The organism is Stenotrophomonas sp. 112478_Sma, assembly GCF_056479905.1.
Window position 1 is genome coordinate 2,371,252 of record NZ_CM151072.1, and the last position, 19,682, is coordinate 2,390,933.

The window sequence follows — 19,682 nt, forward strand, 5'->3', positions numbered from 1 at the left end:
ATGGACCACATCCCCACCGTTCCTGCAAGGGGTCTGCCACAGCCGCCAGCATCGGCACGCTGGCATCCCCGTTTCGATCTGGCCGGCGCAGGGCTGTCATTGGCCTGCGCAGCGCACTGCATCGCGCTGCCGCTGCTGCTGGCCTTCGTCCCGGCGGCCATGATGGCGTTGCGCTCGTTCCAGCACCCCGGCCATGCCCTGATGACCACCCTGCTGCTGATGTCACGCTGGGAGTGGGCGTTCGCGTTGCTCGCCTCGCTGCTGGCGCTGGCCAGCACCGCTGCGGGCCTGCGCCGGCACCGCCACTGGCTGCCGATGCGGCTGGCCCTGGCTGGGGCTGGCCTGCTGTTGTCCGCATCGCTGTATCCACCGCTGAAGGAATCGCTGCTCTGGCACGGCATGGCCACCGCCTGCGGCGGTGGGCTGCTGGCGATGGCCCACCTGTGCAACCGCCGCGCCCTGCGTGCCTGCGCACGCGCGCGCCGATGATGGGAAGGGCGGGTCGGCCCGGCACCGGCCAACCTGACAGATCGGTAATGTCCGGGTCAGGGCCACGAAAGGTGCCCGCCGTCAGCCTGAGCGCCCCATTCCTGCAGGCACCCACCATGTCGTCTTCGCTCCGCCGCTCCGCCGCTCTGCTCCTGCTGCTGCCGGGCGTCGCCGCCGCTCCGCTGGCCCTTGCACACCCCAGCCTGGTGAAGGCAACGCCCGCCGCCGATGCCAGCGTCGCGCCTGCCAACCGCATCGAGCTGACCTTCAGCGAGCGGGTGATGCCGCGCGCCACCCGCATCGAACTGAGCATGGCCCATGGCCGCACCCTGATGGCGATGCCTGCCCTTTCCCAGCAGGTGTCGGACGATGGTCACCGGCTGGTCGTGAGTTTCGCCAAGCCGCTGCCTGCCGGAGACTATCGCCTGCAGTGGCGCGCCGTCGGCCAGGACAGCCACCCCGTCACCGGCGACTATCGTTTCAGCGTGAAGTAAGCTGCGGTGGTGATCGAACTGTCTCCCTATGCCCTGCGGCTGGCGTTGTACCTGGCCTTGATGCTGCTGTTCGGCAGGATGCTGTTCATCCGCCCTGCGCCTGCGCGTCGCATGTTCCTGCCACTGGCCGTGATCGCGCTGGCAGTCGTGCTGCTGGACGCGGCGGTGCGGGTGACAGGCGTGCTGGGGCTTCCGCTTGCCGCGGTCGATCAAGCGACCGTCGCATGGTTCACCACCGCCACACCGGTCGGCGAAGCGGCACTGGTGCGTGCGCTGGCGCTGCTGGCAATGCTGCCGCTGCTTGCCGCAAGCGCGAAAGTGGCCGGGGCACGCCGTGTCATCCTGCTGCCGCTCTCGGCGGTCGCCCTGGCAAGCCTGGCCTGGAACGGCCACGCCGCCGCCGGCGACGGCATCCGCGGTGCGCTGCGCCTGGCGGCCGGGACCGTCCACCTGCTCGCCGCAGGCGCATGGGTCGGCGCGATCGCCGCGGTGCTGCATCTGGCCCTGCGCACCCAGGGCCCTTCCCTGCGTGAACGCACCCATGAACTCTGGCAGGTGGCGCATGGTTTCGCCCTGCCCGGTACGGTAATCGTGGCCCTGCTGGCGATGACCGGCACCTATACCTACGTGGATCTGCAGGGCTCGCTGCAGACCCTGTTCAACACCGCGCACGGGCGCTGGCTGCTGTTCAAGCTGGCCCTGGTCGCGGGCATGCTCGGCCTGGCCGCGCTGCACCGCTGGCGGCTGGTGCCGGCACTCGCCACCGCCATCCGTGGCGGCTGGCAGTTCCGCCCGCTGCGCTCGCTGCGTCACAGCCTCACCTTCGAGGCCGCACTCGGGCTGCTGGTACTGGCCTGCGTGGCCGTGCTCGGCACGCTGGACCCGCTGGCATGAGGGCGGCGCTGCGCGGGCCGGCATGCACACGATGAAGCTGCTGATCGTCGAAGACGAGCCCAAGACCGGCAATTACCTGCGACAGGGCCTGATCGAAGCGGGCTACGTGGTCGATCTCGCCTGCGACGGCGTGGACGGCCTGCATCTGGCGGCAAGCGGCGAGTACCAGCTGGTCATCCTCGATGTGATGCTGCCCGGTCTAGATGGCTGGAACGTCCTGTCGCGCCTGCGCGATGCGGGGTGGCAGGTGCCGGTGCTGTTCCTGTCGGCGCGCAGCAGCATTGCCGACCGCGTGCAGGGGCTGGAACTGGGTGCCGATGATTACCTGGCCAAACCTTTCGCCTTCGCCGAGCTGCTGGCGCGCGTGCGTACCCTGCTGCGACGCGGCCAGGGCCAGTCTCAGCCTGACCGCATCGTCGTCGCCGATCTGGTGGTGGATACGCTTCGCCGGCGCGTGGAGCGCGGTGGCCAGCGCATCACACTGAGCCCGAAGGAATACGCGCTGCTGGAGCTGCTGGCACGACGGCGCGGCGAGGTCCTGCCACGCTCGTTGATCGCCTCGCAGGTGTGGGACATGAATTTCGACAGCGACACCAATGTCATCGATGTGGCGATACGCCGCCTGCGCGCCAAGATCGACGATGGCTTCGCCGAAAAGCTGGTGGTCACTGTGCGCGGGATGGGCTACGTGCTGGAGGCACCCGAGGTCGAAGCAGCGCAACCGCAATGAGCCTGCGATGCTCCATTGCCGTCCGCCTCACCGTGCTGTTCGCCACGGTCGGTACGCTGGTGCTTGCTGCACTGGGCGTGGCGATCTACCTGAGCGCGCGCCATGATCTGGTCGCACAGGATTTCGCCGAACTGGAGAACAAGGCCGCGTTGATCGCCGACCTCGCCGGCAGCGGCACGTCCGATGAGCGCGCCCAGCGCCTGGGCGATGCGCTGCGCCACCATCCCGATATCGCCTTCCACATCGTCGATGAGCAGGGCGGCGTGCTCTTCTCCACCGCGCCGGAGGCCTTGCGCGCGCATGCGCGGACCCAACCCGCCGACACTGAACCGCGCCGCCATGACTGGACGCTGGCCGACGGAAGCCGCCTGCACGCCCTCAATCTGCGGCAGACGCTGGCCGATGGCAGCAGCCTGGCCACCCTGCTGGCGATCGACGATGCGCGCCATGCCGACTTCCTGCAGCGCTTCCGCCACCTGCTGGCCGTCGCTCTGGTCGCTGCTGCGGTGGCCAGCAGCCTGCTGGGGGGCTACGTCGTGCGGCAGACGCTGCGCCCACTGCGCACGCTGGCCGACGAGGCCCGCCATATCACCGCCGGACGACTGCAGCGCCGGCTCACGGCCGAGCACGTGCCCGTCGAACTGGAACAGCTGGCGCAGAGCCTGAACGGGATGCTGGCGCGGCTGCAACAGGACTTCGAGCGCCTCAGCGGGTTCTCCGGAGACCTCGCCCACGAACTGCGTACGCCGATCACCAACATGCTGACCCAGGTGCAGGTGGTGCTCGCGCACCCCCGCAGCAACGAGTCCTATCGCGAGACGCTGCTCTCCTGCGCGGAAGAGCTGCAACGGCTGGCACAGACCGTGGGCGATCTGCTCTATCTGGCCCAGGCCGAAGCACCCGGCGCCCTGCCCTCGCGCGAGGGGGTGGCGCTGGATGCGATGGTCGATGCGCTGCTGGAGTTCTACGATCTGCTGGCCGAGGAGCGCCAGCTCACGCTGCGGCGGGAAGGCAGCGCAGAGGCCAACGGCAACCGCCTGATGCTGCACCGGGCGGTCGCCAACCTGCTTTCCAACGCCCTGCAGCACGCCACGCCGGGTACGGAGATCGTGGTGCGGCTGGACGGCACCGGGCCCACGAGCCGGATTGCTGTCCACAACCTCGGTCCGCCGATTCCCATGCAGGCACTGCCCCGCTTGTTCGACCGGTTCTTCCGCGGCGAGCGCGGCCGGCACGAGGGCGCCGGGCTGGGATTGGCGATCACCCGCGCCATCGTGCAGGCCCATGGTGGATCGGTGAGCGTGGTCTCCGACGCATCGGGCACCGTGTTCGAGCTGGCCCTGCCGGGCGCTAGCGGTCCGGCGCAAACACGCCGGCAATCCAGTCGATGAATACCCGCAACCGCGGCGACGGCGTGCGGTTGCGCGGGTGAACCAGGCTCAACGGGCTGGGTGTGGGCGGCGATTCCGCCAGCAACTCCAGCAACTGACCACGTTCGATATAGGGATCCAGCCGGTAGCGCGGCGCCTGGATGATGCCGAGCCCCGCCAGTGCCGCCCCCAGGAAGGCATCTGCGCCGGATACCCGCACGGTTGCCGGCAGAGGCACATGGCGCACCTGCCCGGCCTGCTGGAACTCCAGAGGAATCAACTGTCCGCTGGCACCGGAACGGAAACCGACCATCCGATGACCGGACAGCAGCGCGTCGATGCTGTCCGGCAGCCCATGCGAACCCACGTAGGACGGTGAGGCAACGGTGACTTCGCGCAGCAGTGCCAGTCGCCGCGCGACCAGATCGCTGTCGGCCAGGGTGCCGACCCGAAGCGCGGCATCCACGCCTTCGCGCAGCAGATCCACGTAGCGATCTCCCTCGCTCACGTCCAGCTCGATGTCGGGATAGCGCTGCAGGAACTCGGGCAGGTGCGGAAACAACAAGTGCCGACCAAGCGTTCCGTGCACTTCGATGCGCAGCGTGCCGCGCGGCGGGACATCACGGAATGCGGCTTCGGCATCGTCCATGTCGGCGATCAGGCGCAGGCAGCGGCCATAGAAGGCTTCGCCCTCGAGGGTCGGCACCACCCGTCGCGTGGTCCTGTGCAACAGCCTCACCCCCAGCCGCCGCTCCAGCGCCTTGATCGCGTCGGTCACCGTGGCCCTCGGCAGCCCCAGGTCCTCTGCAGCGCGGGTGAAGCTGCGACGTTCGACGATACGGACAAAAGCGCGCAGGGCGGTGAATCGATCCATTGTTCGAACATCCGGATGATGTTGTCGGATTCTCCATGATTATCCGGGCGGCAGGAACCAGCAAGATGATGGGGCGCCACGCGGGCGCGTCTTCGAAGGAAGCCTTCATGTCCAGCTCCTCTCCCCGTACCGTCGCCCTGGTCACCGGCGGCTCCCGCGGCATCGGCGCCGCGATCTCGCGTCGGCTGGCGGCCGACGGCCATGCGGTTGCGATCAACTATGCCGGCCGCCGCGAAGAGGCTGATGCCCTGGCCGCCGAGCTGGTCTCCGCCGGCGGCCAAGCCATTGCGCTGCAGGCCGACGTGGCCGATCCGCAGGCGGTGAGCCGCTTGTTCGATGCCGTCGAGGCTCGATTCGAGGGCATCGATGTGGTGGTCAACAGCGCCGGAGTGCTGCAGCTTGCGCCGCTGTCAGCCACCGACGACGCGTTGTTCGATCGGGTCACCGCCATCAATCTCAAGGGCGCCTTCAACGTGCTGCGCGAGAGCGCGCGACGCGTCCGCGACGGCGGCCGCATCGTCGCGCTGTCCACCAGCGTGGTCGGCCTCAAGCTGGAGAACTACGGTGTCTACGCCGCAAGCAAGGCGGCCGTGGAAACCCTGACGGCGATACTCAGCAAGGAGCTGCGTGGCCGTGGCATCACGGTCAATGCCGTGGCACCCGGCCCGACCGCGACCGACCTGTTCCTGGAGGGCAAGTCGCCGGAACTGATCGAGCGCCTGGCGCAGATGAATCCGCTGGAGCGGCTGGGCACGCCGGACGACATCGCCGGCGCGGTGGCTTTCCTGGCTGGCACCGACGGCGGCTGGATCAATGGCCAAGTGCTGCGAGCCAATGGCGGGATGGTGTGACAGCAAAGCCGCCGGGCATGGCCCGGCGCTACCGTTACGGCGTTGACATCGAGTACGGCGCCTGCGCGCCCTGCCCGGGCCAGTCCCTGTTCGGCTCGGCCTGCATGGTGAAGCGCAGCTCGCCCCCGGCCATGATCTCGTCGTGGCGCAGGAAGGTGCGCTGCAGCGGTTTGCCGTTCAGGGACACACTGCCCACATAGGTGTGCCTGTCATCCAGCCCCTCGGCCACGATGGTGAAGGTCCTGCCGTTGGGCAGGCGCATGGCGGTCCTTGGCAGGAACGGGCGGCCCAGGATGTACTCCCCCGAGCCCGGCGCCACCGGATAGAAGCCCAGCGCGGTGAACACGTACCACGCCGACATCTGGCCCACGTCATCGTTGCCGGCCAGGCCATCGGGACGGTCGGCGTACTGGGTGTCCATGATCTGCTTCAGGCGCGCCTGCGTGCGCCAGGGCTGACCAGCGTAGGCGTAGAGGTACGCAACGTGATGGCTGGGCTCGTTGCCATGCGCATACCAGCCGATCAGGCCGGTGATGTCTTCCATGTGCTCGAAGACCGCCGGATCGACCGTGGCGTTGAACACCTCGTCCAGCCTCGCCAGCAGCCGGTCGCTGCCGCCATGCGCGGCGGCCAGGCCCGCCACGTCCTGCGGGACGTACCACGAGTACTGCCAGGCATTGCCCTCGGTGTAGTCGGTGCCGTAGCCGCTGGCGCTGGGATCGAACGGGGTGCGGAAACTGCCGTCGCGCTTGCGCGCACGCATGAAGCCGGTGTCCTTGTCGAAGGCATTGCGCCAGTTCGCCGCACGCTTGTCGAATGTCGCCGCGATCTCGCTCCTGCCCATCGCCTGCGCCATGCGCGCGATGGTCCAGTCGTCGAACGCGTATTCCAGGGTCTTGCTGGCCGCTTCGCCCTCTTCATCGATGGGCACATACCCCAGCTCACGGTACTGCGCGATGCCGTCGTAGGGACCGTAATTGGCGGTCTCCACCATCGCGTCGAGCGCCTTTGCGGCGTCGAAGCCGCGGATGCCCTTCACATAGGCGTCGGCGATGACCGGCACCGCGTGGTAACCGATCATGCACCAGTCTTCCAGGCCGTGGAACGACCACACCGGGAGCATGCCGTACGGGCTGTGTTCGTGGTGAGCCAGCATCGAGTTGATGAAGTCGCTGTTGCGTTTTTCCGGCTGCACCAGAGTCAGCAGCGGATGCAGCGCCCGGTAGGTGTCCCACAACGAGAACGTGGAATAGTGGGCATACCCCTTGGCGACATGCACGGCGTTGTCGGGGCCGCGATACTGGCCATCCACATCCATGAACAGCGTCGGCCCCAGCATCGTGTGGTACAGGGCCGTGTAGGCGCTACGCCGCGCATGCTCCGGCGCATCGATGTCCAGCACCGATAGTGCCTGCGTCCATTCCTGCCGGGCCTGCGCACGCACGCGGTCGAAGTCGAAGTCGGCGACCTCGGCATCCAGGTTGGCGATCGCACCGGCCTCGCTCACGGGCGAGATCGCCACCTTCACCACCAGCGGAGCATCCAGCCTGCCGAAATCGAACGTGCCGACCAGCTGGCGGCCTTCGATCTGTGCGCGCTGTGCCGGATCTTTCTCACCCGGCGGCGGGAAGCCCTTGTACACGATGTCCTGCTCGGTGTTGTGCAGCGCATGGCCTGCCAACGGTTGCGAGAAGCGCATGGCGAAATACAGCTGGCGCCCCGGCGCCCAGCCGCGGGTCTCGCGGAAACCGGTGATGGTGCCGTCCGTACGCACCCGCACCCGCGACCACAGCACCTTGCCCGGGTAGTCGTACATGCTGGTCCGCATGTCCAGCAGTACCTTGGCATCGACGCCCTTGGGGAAGGCGTAGCGATGCACACCGACCCGGGCGCTGGTGGTCAGTTCGGCGCGCACCTTGTAATCGTCCAGGGTCACCGCGTAGTAGCCCGGTTCGGCCTTTTCGTCGTCATGGCGGAAGCGCGACGCATAGCCGCTGCGGGGCCGTTCGGGGTCGCCGCGTTCCAATCCCGGGTTTCCGGTGAACGGCATCACCAGGATGTCGCCGAGATCAGAATGCCCGGTGCCGGAGAAGTGGGTGTGCGAAAAGCCGACGATGCTGCTGTCGTCATAACGGTATCCGGCGGCCCAGCCGTAGGCCTTCTCACGCGGCTGGATGCGCGTGTCCGGGCTGAGCTGGACCATGCCGAAGGGTATCGTCGCGCCGGGGTAGGTATGCCCTTCACCACCGGTACCGATGAAGGGGTCCACCGAGGCATACGCCTTGTCGGCGGCGGACTTCGAAGGCGCTGCCCAGGCCGCGCCGGAGGCGAGCATGGCGGTGGCGGCGAAGGCGATCAGGAGACGACGGTCCAGCGTGGGCATCGGCATTTGGATCGATTCAGATGGTGTACCGATGCTAGCACCAGTGCCCGTGCATCGCATGCTGCAGTGCGGCCGCAGTCCCCGGTGCAGCGTGCCCTCAGTCGGGCAGCGCGCCCTCCAGCGCGGCGAGATCGGCACGCACGCGCGGACGCACCACGCGTGCCACTTCCCGGCCGTCGTGCAGCAGGATCACCGTGGGCCACAGCTTCACCTGGAACGAGCGCCCGAGCGCCCGCCCTTTCCCATCCTCGATCTTCCAGTGCGCCAGATCATGTGCTTCCACGACCTCCTGCAGCGCCGGCTGTGCCGCCTGGCAATGGCCGCACCAGGGCGCACCGAATTCCAGCAGCTGCCAGCCGTCGCGCGCCTCCACTTCGGCGCGTGACGGCTCGCTGGACAGGTGCGTGCGCATGAAGGGCACCGAGGTTACCCCGCCAGGCTGCGCTGGATGTCTGCCAGCGGCGCGTTGGTCAGGTCCTTGGCGATGTCGCCCAGCAACCGTGCCTGCGTCTCCTTGTGCAGCAGCGGACGGATCCGTCCGAGCGTGGTGGGGTCGGCCACCAGCAGCAGGTGGGCATAGCGGTTGTTGAGCGCATCCTCGTTGAGCTGTTCGGCCACCTGCTTGGCGAAGGTGGCTTCGTTGAGCTGGGCGATGGACATGTCCTTGGGAACGGCACCGGCCGGGCCCTGCCCGGAGACGCCCGTCTCGCTGATGTCCTGCAGCCGCAGTTCGCCCTCCTGCTTCAGCGTGAGCTGCTGCGCGCTGCCGACATTGGTGAACACCCGGGCCGAACCACCATCGGCCACCACCACCAGCGTCCCCTCGGGAATCGTTCGTGCCATCGCTGCCTCCTCGTACGCGTTTCGAATGTTTCTGCAGCACCACCCTAGGTCGCCCACCGTAACCGTGGCGCGCACACAATGTGATCCATTCGTTGGAATGGAAGATCGCGGCTCAACTTGCCCCGGCGCCGGCCGCTACCCACGGCATCACCGCGAGGACCCCCCCATGCATGCTGCCTCCCTGCTCCATGTCTGCTTCGCCGTTGGCCTGGCCGTCGCTGGATGCGCCGGCTGCATCCACCAGTTCCTGCAGGGCCAGCCGGTGCTCGCGCTCGGCATTGCCCTGGCTTCGCTGATGACCACGGGCACCGCGCTGGCGACGCGTCATCTGGCGGTACCGGTCGCGATGGCGCTCGCCTGCACCCTGATCGGCGCAGCCGCCACGCACTGACCCGGCCAGCCATTGAAGGAACGCAGGCGCTACCCGCGCGGCGGCGACAGGCTGGAGGTGGCATCGGTCTGCAGCAGGCTGTCGCGCTCGCGCAGCGGCAAGCGGATCCACGCATCCACGCCCTGGGGTGAGAACGCAAGTTCGCCGCTACCGCCAAGCTCGTAGGGAATGCGCTGTTCGACCAGCGCCCGACCCAGCCCGCGATGCGAAGGGACGACCCAGTCGTCGTTCACCGCGCGCCGCTCGCACCAGTGCAGGTCCAGCCAGGCTTCACCGTCGATGTCCTGCATCGACCAGGACACCTCGATCCGCGTATCGCTATGCACCGATGCGCCGTGCGTGAGCGCGTTGCTGGCCAGTTCATGGACCGCCAGCGACAGCACCTCGGCCGCCTTGGGCGGCAGCAGCACGTCCTCCTCGCCCTGCAGAAGGAATCCGTCGGGCGCGTGTCCCTGCACCGCGATCTCCTGGTCCAGCATGCCACGCAGGCTCACCCCGGCATTGGCGCTGCGGGTGAGCAGGGTCTGCGTGCGAGAAAGCGACATGAGGCGTGCGCACAGGCGGTCAGCGTACTCGTCCACGCTGTCGACCGACTCGCGTGTGCGCCAGGCGATGGCGTGGATCGTGGCCATGATGTTGCGCACGCGGTGCTGCAGCTCGGCCAGCAATACCGCCTGCCGCTCGGTGGCACGCTTGAGATCATCGATGTCCACAGCGATGGCGAACACGCCCGTCACCTCGCCGTCGACATCGCGCAGCGGCGCCGCCGCGACCCGCGTCCAGCGGACACACCCATCATCGTGGGTGAACTGGAACTCCAGTCCGGGCACCACGGTTTCTCCGCGCAGGGCCCGTGCGATGGCGAAATCCTCGGGTGCGATCGGGCTGCCATCGGCATGCCAGCCCTGCCATCGGTGCTGGTTGACCGGATCGGCCGAGGGCACCTGGCTGCTGGGAAGATAGGCGCGCATCTGGTCGTTCGACAGCTGCATCCGCCCCTGCGCATCGACAATGCACAGGCCGACCGGCAATACCTTGAACACCAGCGCCAGGCGCCGGTCGCTCTCCTGCCGCCGCCGCTCCTCGCGCTCACGCGCGGCCTGTGCCACGTGCGCTGCCGTGGTCTCGAACATGGTGACCAGCACACCGCCCACCTGCCCTTCCTCGCCGCGGAGCGGGCTGTAGGTGATGGTGAACCAGACGTCCTCCAGCCGGCCCTGCCGGGCCAGCGGGTACAACTTGTCCTCGAACGTGACGGTCTCACCCTGCCAGACCCGGTCGTAGATCGGCCCGTTGATGTGCCAGACCTCGGGCCAGCAGTCGCGGGTGGGCTGCCCCAGGCCAGCGGGATGCTTGTCGGCAAGGATCTCGGCATAGCCGTCGTTGTAGAGCTGGATGAGCTCCTGGCCCCATAGGATGATCATGGGAAACCCATGAGCCAGCATCATGTCCACGGTGGCGCGCAGATGCGCCGGCCACCGCCCAGTCGGGCCAAGCGGCGTCCCTGACCAGTCATGGCGCGCGATGCGCGCATCCATGCCATCATGCAGTCCACCCAGACGATGCGCCGGAGGTGCTGTGCCGCGCACGGACGAGGGAGCAGCGGTATCCAATCGCCGGCCCATGCCGCGCAGTCAGACCTTGCCCGCAGCAGCCCGCGGTGCGGCGACCAGTCCGGCCAGCTGCCGGGCCAACGCGTCGATATGGTAGGGCTTGGGGCAGCGCGGCGCGCTGGCGAAGCGGCTCGGCAGGTTGTCGTCGTAACCGGAGGTCAGCAGGAACGGCGTCCCCGCCTCGGACAGGCGGTCGGCCAGCGGGTACACCTGTTCACCACCCAGGTTGATGTCCAGCAGGGCGACGTCGATCGGGTGATCATCGACCAGACGCGCCAACTCGCGCAGGTCACCGGCCGGGCCCACGACGTGCGCGCCCTTCAGCTGCAGATAGTCGGCCAGGAACATCGCAATGGCGAATTCATCTTCGGCCACCAGCACCCGCAGCCCCTGCAGCCCCTCCCGTTCATCGCCCGACTCCAGCACGCTGTACTCCCTGACACGCGCGGCCCATCCGGCCGCAATGCCCGCAGGATGCGCGAGTTGCCCTACAAGAACGCGTGATGACGGATGAAGACAACAGCGAGATCGCATTCACCTCGGCCAAACACGCTGTGTGCCCGGCCCGCGGTCAGAACGCACGCTCCCATTTCAGGCTCAGCAGGCTGCGGTCATGGCTGTACAGCCAGTCCACATTGCTGTCGATGCGGGTGTAGCGCAGGCTCAGGCTGGGCACCAGGCCTGCCACCGCCAGCCGTTCGCTGCGTACCAGCGCGATGAGGTTCTGCTCGTCGTCGTGCCGGCGCGCTTCCAGCAGCGGACTCCAGGCATCGTAGCTGCGCTCGCGCAGCGAAAGGAACAGCGTGGCAGTCGTGCCGCTCCACTGCCGCGCCGCGCCGACGCGCAGGCCGCGCTGGCGATAGGCATTGGCTGCGTCGGCCGCTCCGCTGTCGGCCAGATCGATGCCGGCGAAGACGGTCCAGCGCGCAGTGAGCGCACGGAACCAGGTGGCGTACAGTGCTCCCATCGCGCCATCGTAGTTGTCGGCCAGCCCCGGTTGCCGATAGCGCTGGCGCTTCCAGTCCGCCTCCAGCTTCAGCAGGCTGCGCGGGTCCAGTGCGTATTGCCATTCCGCATGCGCGCCTGCGGCGCCCTGCAGGGTACGGTTGCCCAGTGCCTGATAGTCGTAGCCGGGGGCCAGCAGCAGGGTGTGCCGCGCACTGCGCCAGCTGTAGCCCACCTGCACAGTGGCGTTGAGTTCGTTGTAGGCGCGGTTGTCTTTCCATGCCTGGCCGAAGGCCAACCCGCGCACATACAGGCCGTGGTGGCCGGCCAGTGCCCAGCGGCGTTCCAGGCTGCCGTCGTAGTCCACCCCCGGTGCGCGCTGGGCATCGGGCAACCTGCGCTCGATGATGCAGTCCTCGCCCACGCCGAACAGGCAGGTGCGGCTGGCCGAACTGCGGTTGATGTTGTCGCTCCATGCAGGTCCGGCGGACAGTGCGCCCTTCCAGCGCCGCCGCGCCTGCAGCGCCTGCAGATACCCCTGCACCCGGCCGCGCACGCCGGCGGTGGCAGGGTCGCGGTCATCGATGTGGGCGGCGATCGCGGTGAACAGCGACGTCGCCTCCCGGTCACGCTGGTCCTCGGCGTAGACCCGCGCCAGTTCAAGCCGCGCAGGCAGGAAATCCGGCTGCAGGGCCAGCAGGGCCTCGTACTCAAGGGCCGCGCGATGATGCTCGCCCGCAACCCGCGCCAGCGCGCCCTGCGCGTAGTGGCGCAGCAGCGGGTCATGGCCGGGAAGTTCAATGTACTCGTGCAGGAAGGCCTGCGCGGCGGGCCATTGCTGGTGCTGCAACGACAGGTACAGCGCCTGGCCCAGGTCGTCGACCGTGCGCTCCACGCGCAGGGTCCGGCCATCGAGGGTGACGGTCGGCCGATCCGGTTCGGCCTGTTGCAGCCGCTGCTGGTCCTGGCGTTGATGGCGCACGTCGTTGCCCTGCTCCAGCACGCGGCGCAGGTCATCCTGCTGGGCGTGCGCCGTGGCGGTCAGCGCCAGCAGAAGGAGGCAGAAAAGAGGGAGGCGCATGGTCGATCCGGTGTGAAGCGATGCAGCGGGCCGAAGCAGGGACTGGCGGATCGCGGCTTGTCCCTGCCCTGCCCCGTCAGGGGCGTGGCGATCAGTTCTTGCTGCCGCCGAAGGCGGTGTCGTACTGGCTGTTGCCGGCGAAGGTGGCGATACCGGCCAGGGTGGCGGCATTGGCACCGAAGAACTGGCCCTGGGTGGTGCCACTGACCGAACCGTTGGCGGTGGCCGCGCCTGCGAACGAGGCGGTGGCGCTGTTGATGGTGGCGTTGATGTTGACCGACAGGCCACCGCCGCTGAGGCCGCCCAGCAGAGTGCCGGTGCCGAAGTTGGCGCGGAAGGTGCCGCTGAGCAGGTTGCTGCCGTTGAACTTGTTCAGGCCAGCCACGCTGTAGGTGGCCACGCCGGCCGGCAGGGTGGTGCCGGCACGGTCGCCGACGAAGTACACCTGGCGGTTGTTGAAGCCACCTGCGGCGCCGTCCTTGGACCATTCACCGAACCAGACATCGCCACTGCCGACCTTGACGAAGTTGAAGTGGCCCATGCCCGAGTGGCTGCCCGGCGCACCGGTGATCGGCATGGCCAGCGTGCGTACGGTGGTGCCATTGATGGTGGTCGGCACCGAATAGCTGGCCAGGCCCTGGAAATCGACGCGGCGGGCGTTGGACACGGTGCCGACGCCGATACCGGCCTTGCCGGCCGAGTGCGGGCCACCGTTGACCTGGGAATCACCGACGGCGACATACAGCTCGGCATCGGTCACCGGGCTGGCCGCACCGACGATGTCGGCTGCCTGCGCCGCGCCGGCCAGGGCGAAGGAGGCGGCGACCGCCAGGACGGAACGGGAGATCATTTTCATGGTGTTGCTCCTTGGGTTGAGGGAACTACGGGTACAACGCTTGAATGCAGGTGCTCAGAAGCGTGCGGTGATGCCCAGCTTGAGGGTGCGGCCCGGCGCCGGCAGCGTGGACCGCGTGGCCGGGTCGACGTAGTAGCGGTTGCCGAGATTGCTGCCGACCAGCTCCACGCTGGCGTGCTCGTTGAAGCGCCAGCGCGCATACGCATCCACCGTGGTGATGTTTCCCCAGGTGAACGGCACGTTCTGCCAGAGCAGGCTGCTGCCACCGGCCAGCAACCGGTCGCGGTAGGCCTGCAGGTCCGGGTTTTCGTGGCGCCGGTAGTGGATGATCCGGCTGCCCAGCTCCAGTCGTTCGTCGAACAGGCGGGTGCCCAGTGACGCGTTGACCGACAGCTTCGGAATCGCCTGGGTCAGCAGGTAGCCGCTGACGAACCCGTCCTGCACGCAGTTCGGGACAAGGCCACGATTGGCATCCAGCAGCACGGCACTGCTCTCGTCGCAGACCTCGTTTTCCAGCGTGCGGGCGATGCCCAGATCGGTGAAGAAACGGCGGTTGTCGAAGCGTGCCTGCAGTTCGATGCCGCGGATGGTCTGCTTGTCAATGTTGTCGAACAGGAAGTAGGCATCGCGCTCGATCACGTTGCGGGTCTTGTGCACGTAATAGGCCAGCTTGACGTCGGCGTCGGCGGTGTTTCCGAACAGCGCCGACAGGTCGTGCACGTAACCCAGCTCGTAGTTGTAGGCATGCTCCGGCTTGAGGTCATACAGCGGGTTGAGGCTGCTGGAGAACGCGATGGTGCTTTCGAACATGCTCGGGAAACGCACTGCTTCGCTGTAGCGCAGGTAGATGCGCGCGGCAGGCGACAGATGCGCCGTCGCCGAGAAAGTGGGCAGCCACGCGTGATCGCGCTGGCGCCGGTTGCTGCCATCCACCGGCCGCGCCTGCACGGTGTTGCCGATGCTGCAGACCAGGTCGCTGCCGGCGAACAACGGCAGTACGCCCGGGATCGCAGCCACCTCGCCGTTGAGGCACGGGTTGGTGGCACGGGCATAGTTGCCGTTGGCGTCGGGCAGCCACGCGATGTTGTGCTCCACTGCCTGCGGTGTTTCGTAATAGGCCAGCAGTCCCCGGATCGAATCATCGATCACCGAGCCCATGCCGATGCTCTCCCAGAACTCGCGTTCTGCTTCCAGCGCATCGATCTCTGCCTGCAGGCTGGCCGGTCGCTCGGGCAGCTCGTTGACCCGATAGGTAGCCTGCTTGCTGCCCACCCCCTTGGTCAGAAGCTCCGGGTGCGCGTCGAGGAAGTCGTCGAAGGCCCAGTAGCGGCTGTAGCGGACGCCGGCGTTGAGGGTGATGACATCGAGCGGACGCCATTCCAGGTTGAGGTAGCCCTCGCCCTCCTGGCGGCGGCCGGCACGCGGAAACATGCGCCAGCCATCAGTGGTGCCGAAGTACGGATCGCGCGAACCCAGGCTCTCGTACTGCCAGTTGCCCCCTACGGTCAGGTCGAGGCTGGAGTGCAACGCGAAGCGGTTGCTGACCGTCAGGCCGGTGCGATCGTTGCGCGCGTTGGCCAGAGCGGTGTTGCGCAGGATCGGGCTGGCTTCAGGGTCCCATTGCGGATTGCCCGGCGCGAAGTTGGGGAAGCCGCCCGCGGTATAGGTATCGCTGTCGGTCTCGGTGCGCCACAGATTGGCATACAGATCCAGCCAGCGGCTGCCGGCCGGCTGCCAGCGATACTCCAGGTTCCAGGCATCCGAGTCGACGCGGCTCAACGGCCACTGGATGCGGCCGTAGTCCGGCGCCGACAGGATGCGCGAAGGCATGATCTCGCCGTAGTGCGAGAGCGTGTGCCGCCAGCTCGCCTTCAGCTGCTGGTCGTCATTGATCTGCCACGTCGCCTTGAGCAGCCACGACTCCTGTTCACTCGACGTATTGGGCACTTCATCACCCGGCTTGAAGTAGCGGGCCAGCGTGGTGATGTAGTCGATGCCCTGGTACTCGTACTGCTCGCGTGGGTCCTGGTCGTAGTAGTCGCTGCCCTGGCTGCCGGAGAAATAGTTGCCACGCCGGCGCCAGGCATAGGCCGCCATCACGTCCACCGTCTCGCCGCGCAGGCCCAGCGCCAGTCGCCACGCCTGGTCCTCGCCATCGAATGGATTGTTGCCGCTGCGCGACTGCACCGGCACCACCAGGGTGCGGTCGTCATAGGGCGAGTTCGGCGACCCCTGCGGGAAGCCCGGCACCGTCCGGTAGTCCTCGCCGCTGTGGAGGCGTGGCAGGCGTGGCGCCACCGCGTTGCTGCTGCCTTCCATCTTCAGCTCCCCGCCGAAGCGTTCGCCCGCCGGCACGACGTCATCGATGTCGATGGTCCTGATGACCAGCGCGCCGCCGATGCCACTGTGCACGTCACGCACCAGGCCGGGCCCCTTGATGACCTGGATGCCACCGATCAGGTTGGGATCGATGTAGTTGCGGTTGCTGACGCCGTTGTAGCCCCGCCATACCGTGAGGGCCTGTTCACCGCCGTCAATGCTCACCGGCACCCGCCCCGGCCCCTGGATGCCGCGGATGTTGATGTCCAGCGCGCCGCTGTTGCGCGCATCGCCGCTGAAAACGCCGACCAGATCCTTGACCACGTCGGCCGGGTTGGCGCCGCGGAAGCGCTCCACCCGGTCCCGCCCCGAATACACCGTGGTCAGGTCCAGCGCGAACACGTCGTCATAGCCACGGCGATCGCGCGCTTCGCCGCCTTCCGGCTGCAGGCGACCGGCGACGTCCAGCGTATCGGTCACCCGCACCCCTTCCCCCTCGGCCGATGCCTGCGCTGCGTCCGCCGCGGCGCGCAGGCTCCAGGTGCCATCCAGGCCTCGCTGGGCACGCACCCCACTGCCCTGCAGCAGCCGCTGCAGCGCCTGCATCTGGCTGTACTGGCCCTGCACTGCGCTGGAACGACGCCCTTCGACCAGGTCGCTGCGGAACACCACCTGCGCATCGGCCTGGCGCCCGAACGCGCGTACCGCGTCTGCCAGCGACTGCTCCGGGATGGCGTACTGGCGCAGCGCCGCCGCTGTGCTGGGTTGCGCCTGCGCGGCCGGCACCCGGACCAGCGGCAGCAGTGCAGTGCAGATGGCCAGGGCCAGTGTGGTGGCGCGACGGTGACAGGCAGACGCCGTGGACGGCATGGACGGAACTCCTCAAGCGTGGGGAAACCACGGGCACAGCCGCTGCCGGTGGTGTGTCTGGCTTGAGGAAAAACGGTGTTTCGCTCTGGCTGTACCTCTATAGACAGCGCACGCTGCAGGCTGCCCACGCTTTTTTCAGGCTTTTTTCATCGCGATCTAAACCTGCCGGCATCACCAGACCACCAGCGCGCCACCCGGCAGCCGCTGCACGCGCAGGCCCGCCTGGGCCGCCACTGCGGAGATGGCCGGGTCCGGCTGGCGCAGATGGAACAGGCCACTGACCCGGATCTGCTCCGCTTTTCTCCCCAGCACCCAGACCGGTGCGGCCCGATAGCGCGCCAACCGTTCGATGGCCTGCGCCGCGCTCAGATCGTCGATGGCAACCTCACCGCGCCGCCAGGGTGCCACCGCGTCGCTGGCGAGGCTGCTCACCGGCTGCAGCCAGCGTCCGTCACGGAACGCGCGTGCCTGCCCTGCATGCAGCCGTTGCAGGCTGCCATCACCGGGATGTACGTCCACTACCCCTTCGCTGACCTGGGCGGTCACCACCGCGTCCTGCAACGAAACGCTGAACGCGGTACCGATGTCGCGCACCAGGCCACCGCCGGCCTCGACCCGGAACGGCCGCGCTTCATGCGCGACCCGGAACCACGCCTGGCCGCGCAGCAGCCGCAGTTGCCGCTGATCCCCATCGAATGCGACGGCCAGCGCGGTGCGGGCATCCAGCACGATCGTGCTGCCATCCTCCAGTTGCACCACACGGGGTGCATCGCCGCTACGCAGATCGCTGCGCGCCCACAATGCGACCCCGGGGAGGGCTGGGACCGCCAGCACCACCGCGGCCACGCTGGCCCACCACCAGGACAGGCGCCTGCGCGGGGCGATCGGGCGCAGGCCCTGGCGATCGGAGGTCAGTGCCGGCAGTGCGGCCAGCACCTCCGGCCCAGCCGCGTCCAGGCCGTCCCAGAATGCCTGCTGGCGGCGCCAGGCCAAGGCATGGCGCGGATCGGCCTGCAGCCATCGCTGCAGGGCCCGCTGCTGCCGGTCCGGCAACGGGCCTGCACTGCACCGGATCACCCAGCGCAACGCCTGCCTGGCCTGTCGCGGCGAGGGTTCGGACGTGGTCATGGTCGTAGCCTGTCGCACCACGAACCGGTGCGCGTGACTGGTGTGACAAGGGCGGGCGGCCTCTGCCCACGGTAATTGCGGGTCATCGGCGTACGCCCTGCTGGTGCTGCTGGATCAGCATTGCCGCGCGCAGCACATGCTTGCCGACCAGGCTCTTGGAAATGCCCAGGCGGGCGGCGATCTCACGCTCGCTCAGGCCCAGGTAGCGGTTGAGCACGAAACACTCCCGTACCTGCGGCGGCAGCGCAAGGATGGTCCGGGTGATCTCGCGCAGCTGCGCCTGGTCCAGCGCCTGTTGCTCACCACCAACGGCATCGCCGACCTCGCACGCGTACTCGGCCATCGCCCGCCGTTCACGTGCGTCGGCCTGGCTGCGGTTGAGGGCGTGGTGGTACGCCATGCGGTACAGGTAACCGCGCGGTTCAAGAATCGGCGGATCGCCGGGCACGCTGCTGGCCTTCAGATAAAGGTTCTGCAGGGTGTCCTCGGTGCTGGCCGGGTCCAGGTAGCGCGCGATGAAGCGTGACAACGCACGGCGCTCGCGGATCAACAGCTCGACCAGCGCCAGGGCATTGGGAGACATAGGTGCCAGGCCGGACCGGGGAATGATGGGCGTGATGGCGACGGTCCGGGACGTGATTGTAGGGCGCGGCACCCCATCACGCCCAGCCCGCACTACGGCACCCGCCACTCCCGGGATCGTCAGTCCCATTGTCACGATAGCCCTGCCACCCGATCATCACCGGTGATGGCCGCGCGGCACCGCGCCTGATCCGGCCCCACATCCCCCGCACAGGAGAAGCCCATGGCCTACGCACGCATTGTCTCGACGGCTGACAACTACCTGCACCACATCAGCAACGGCACCTTCGATGTCAACGCCGACGAGCCGGCCTCGCTGGGTGGCCAGGGCAAGGGATTCGCCCCGTTCGACCTGTACCTGGCCTCACTGGCCGCCTGCACCGCCATCACCCTGCGCATGTACGCCCAGCGCAAGGGCTGGGAGCTGGGTGAGTTCCATGCCGAACTGCGCTCGGAGCGCGATCCTGATGGTCGTTTCCATGTGCACCGCATACTGCATGCCAGCGCCGCGCTGGACGATGCCCAGTGGCAGCGCCTGCTGGAGGTGGTCGAGAAGACCCCGGTCACCCTGGTGATGCGCGAAGGGGCGCGCATCACCAGCGAACGCGGCCAGAACGCCGCTCCCGGAAAGTGCTAGCGGCGGGGATGCAGCACGGTGCGCCGGCGCATCGCGTTGAACTCCCGCTCCACCTGCTGGATGTCCTCGGCCTGGAAACCCGCGGCATCCAGCATCTGGTTGGCCGCGGCGGCCGCCAGCGGATCGTCGTCACGCTGGCGCCAGCAGCGGGACGGCAGGAAATAGCCCACCTCGCTGCGCCCGCGCATGATCACCACCGGGCGGCCGGCGTACAGCAGGAACTCGGCCAGGTGCTGGCGCAGGCCCTCCACCGAGACATAGGCCGGACCGATGCCCAGCATCTGGCTGGACGTCCCGGGATTTTCGAACAGCTTGCGACGGCTCATCACACT

Annotated in this window: 20 protein-coding genes; 8 read left to right on the forward strand and 12 right to left on the reverse strand. The window is 68.0% G+C overall.

The annotated features are described in order from the left end of the window. The 5 genes from ACZK08_RS10960 to ACZK08_RS10980 all read left to right on the forward strand — a co-directional run bounded on the left by ACZK08_RS10960 (position 1) and on the right by ACZK08_RS10980 (position 3,998). A complete protein-coding gene (locus tag ACZK08_RS10960; protein ID WP_065182334.1) occupies positions 1-489 on the forward strand; it encodes a MerC family mercury resistance protein in 489 nt (162 codons plus the stop codon). 116 nt (positions 490-605) lie between these two features. After that, positions 606-983 (forward strand): copper homeostasis periplasmic binding protein CopC, encoded by a 378-nt coding sequence (copC, locus tag ACZK08_RS10965; RefSeq protein ID WP_053516266.1) that lies wholly within the window; start codon positions 606-608, stop codon positions 981-983. Between the two features lie 9 nt (positions 984-992). Continuing rightward, a complete protein-coding gene (gene copD, locus ACZK08_RS10970) occupies positions 993-1,877 on the forward strand; it encodes a copper homeostasis membrane protein CopD (RefSeq protein WP_053516365.1) in 885 nt (294 codons plus the stop codon). A gap of 31 nt (positions 1,878-1,908) precedes the next feature. Then, on the forward strand, positions 1,909-2,607 hold the full coding sequence (locus ACZK08_RS10975) for a heavy metal response regulator transcription factor (protein WP_053516367.1): 699 nt from the start codon (positions 1,909-1,911) through the stop codon (positions 2,605-2,607). Beyond that, positions 2,604-3,998, forward strand: coding sequence for a heavy metal sensor histidine kinase (locus tag ACZK08_RS10980; protein WP_065182335.1), 1,395 nt, complete (start codon positions 2,604-2,606; stop codon positions 3,996-3,998). The genes ACZK08_RS10975 and ACZK08_RS10980 overlap by 4 nt, the downstream gene beginning before the upstream one ends. Here the strand turns inward: ACZK08_RS10980 and ACZK08_RS10985 are convergent. Beyond that, on the reverse strand, positions 3,958-4,851 hold the full coding sequence (locus tag ACZK08_RS10985) for a LysR family transcriptional regulator (RefSeq protein WP_065176182.1): 894 nt from the start codon (positions 4,849-4,851) through the stop codon (positions 3,958-3,960). The genes ACZK08_RS10980 and ACZK08_RS10985 overlap by 41 nt on opposite strands. Positions 4,852-4,958: 107 nt before the next feature. Here ACZK08_RS10985 and ACZK08_RS10990 point away from each other — a divergent pair, with 107 nt between their 5' ends. After that, positions 4,959-5,702 (forward strand): SDR family oxidoreductase, encoded by a 744-nt coding sequence (locus tag ACZK08_RS10990; protein WP_065182361.1) that lies wholly within the window; start codon positions 4,959-4,961, stop codon positions 5,700-5,702. A gap of 34 nt (positions 5,703-5,736) precedes the next feature. Here the strand turns inward: ACZK08_RS10990 and ACZK08_RS10995 are convergent, their stop codons facing one another. The 3 genes from ACZK08_RS10995 to ACZK08_RS11005 form a co-directional block, all read right to left on the reverse strand. Then, on the reverse strand, positions 5,737-8,091 hold the full coding sequence (locus ACZK08_RS10995) for a GH92 family glycosyl hydrolase (RefSeq protein ID WP_065182336.1): 2,355 nt from the start codon (positions 8,089-8,091) through the stop codon (positions 5,737-5,739). A gap of 91 nt (positions 8,092-8,182) precedes the next feature. Then, a complete protein-coding gene (locus ACZK08_RS11000) occupies positions 8,183-8,506 on the reverse strand; it encodes a thioredoxin family protein (RefSeq protein WP_053516275.1) in 324 nt (107 codons plus the stop codon). Between the two features lie 5 nt (positions 8,507-8,511). Continuing rightward, positions 8,512-8,928 carry a baeRF12 domain-containing protein gene (locus tag ACZK08_RS11005; protein WP_053516277.1) on the reverse strand — a complete coding sequence of 139 codons (417 nt, stop codon included), beginning with the start codon at positions 8,926-8,928 and terminating at the stop codon, positions 8,512-8,514. A gap of 166 nt (positions 8,929-9,094) precedes the next feature. Between ACZK08_RS11005 and ACZK08_RS11010 the strand changes: the two genes are divergently transcribed. After that, the gene (locus ACZK08_RS11010) at positions 9,095-9,319 is read left to right on the forward strand and encodes a hypothetical protein (RefSeq protein WP_053516280.1); all 225 of its coding nucleotides are present in this window, start codon (positions 9,095-9,097) and stop codon (positions 9,317-9,319) included. A gap of 29 nt (positions 9,320-9,348) precedes the next feature. Here the strand turns inward: ACZK08_RS11010 and ACZK08_RS11015 are convergent, their stop codons facing one another. The 7 genes from ACZK08_RS11015 to ACZK08_RS11045 all read right to left on the reverse strand — a co-directional run bounded on the left by ACZK08_RS11015 (position 9,349) and on the right by ACZK08_RS11045 (position 18,714). Beyond that, on the reverse strand, positions 9,349-10,944 hold the full coding sequence (locus ACZK08_RS11015; RefSeq protein ID WP_065182337.1) for a sensor histidine kinase: 1,596 nt from the start codon (positions 10,942-10,944) through the stop codon (positions 9,349-9,351). Between the two features lie 9 nt (positions 10,945-10,953). Continuing rightward, positions 10,954-11,358 (reverse strand): response regulator, encoded by a 405-nt coding sequence (locus ACZK08_RS11020; RefSeq protein WP_065176179.1) that lies wholly within the window; start codon positions 11,356-11,358, stop codon positions 10,954-10,956. 145 nt (positions 11,359-11,503) lie between these two features. Next, on the reverse strand, positions 11,504-12,958 hold the full coding sequence (locus ACZK08_RS11025) for a surface lipoprotein assembly modifier (protein ID WP_065182338.1): 1,455 nt from the start codon (positions 12,956-12,958) through the stop codon (positions 11,504-11,506). Between the two features lie 91 nt (positions 12,959-13,049). Further along, a complete protein-coding gene (locus tag ACZK08_RS11030; RefSeq protein ID WP_065182339.1) occupies positions 13,050-13,814 on the reverse strand; it encodes a Slam-dependent surface lipoprotein in 765 nt (254 codons plus the stop codon). 54 nt (positions 13,815-13,868) lie between these two features. Then, entirely contained in the window at positions 13,869-17,003 is a 3,135-nt protein-coding gene (locus ACZK08_RS11035) for a TonB-dependent receptor (RefSeq protein ID WP_065182340.1), read from the reverse strand. Between the two features lie 171 nt (positions 17,004-17,174). Beyond that, positions 17,175-18,131: a FecR family protein gene (locus ACZK08_RS11040; RefSeq protein WP_065176175.1), complete on the reverse strand. Its 957-nt coding sequence runs from the start codon at positions 18,129-18,131 to the stop codon at positions 17,175-17,177. A gap of 82 nt (positions 18,132-18,213) precedes the next feature. Beyond that, positions 18,214-18,714: an RNA polymerase sigma factor gene (locus tag ACZK08_RS11045; protein WP_065182341.1), complete on the reverse strand. Its 501-nt coding sequence runs from the start codon at positions 18,712-18,714 to the stop codon at positions 18,214-18,216. A gap of 222 nt (positions 18,715-18,936) precedes the next feature. On the opposite strand from ACZK08_RS11045, the gene ACZK08_RS11050 reads away from it, so the two are divergent. Continuing rightward, positions 18,937-19,350 carry an OsmC family protein gene (locus tag ACZK08_RS11050; RefSeq protein ID WP_065182342.1) on the forward strand — a complete coding sequence of 138 codons (414 nt, stop codon included), beginning with the start codon at positions 18,937-18,939 and terminating at the stop codon, positions 19,348-19,350. Here ACZK08_RS11050 and ACZK08_RS11055 read toward each other — a convergent pair. Continuing rightward, entirely contained in the window at positions 19,347-19,676 is a 330-nt protein-coding gene (locus ACZK08_RS11055; protein ID WP_065182343.1) for a hypothetical protein, read from the reverse strand. The genes ACZK08_RS11050 and ACZK08_RS11055 overlap by 4 nt on opposite strands. Between the last annotated feature and the right edge of the window lie 6 nt (positions 19,677-19,682).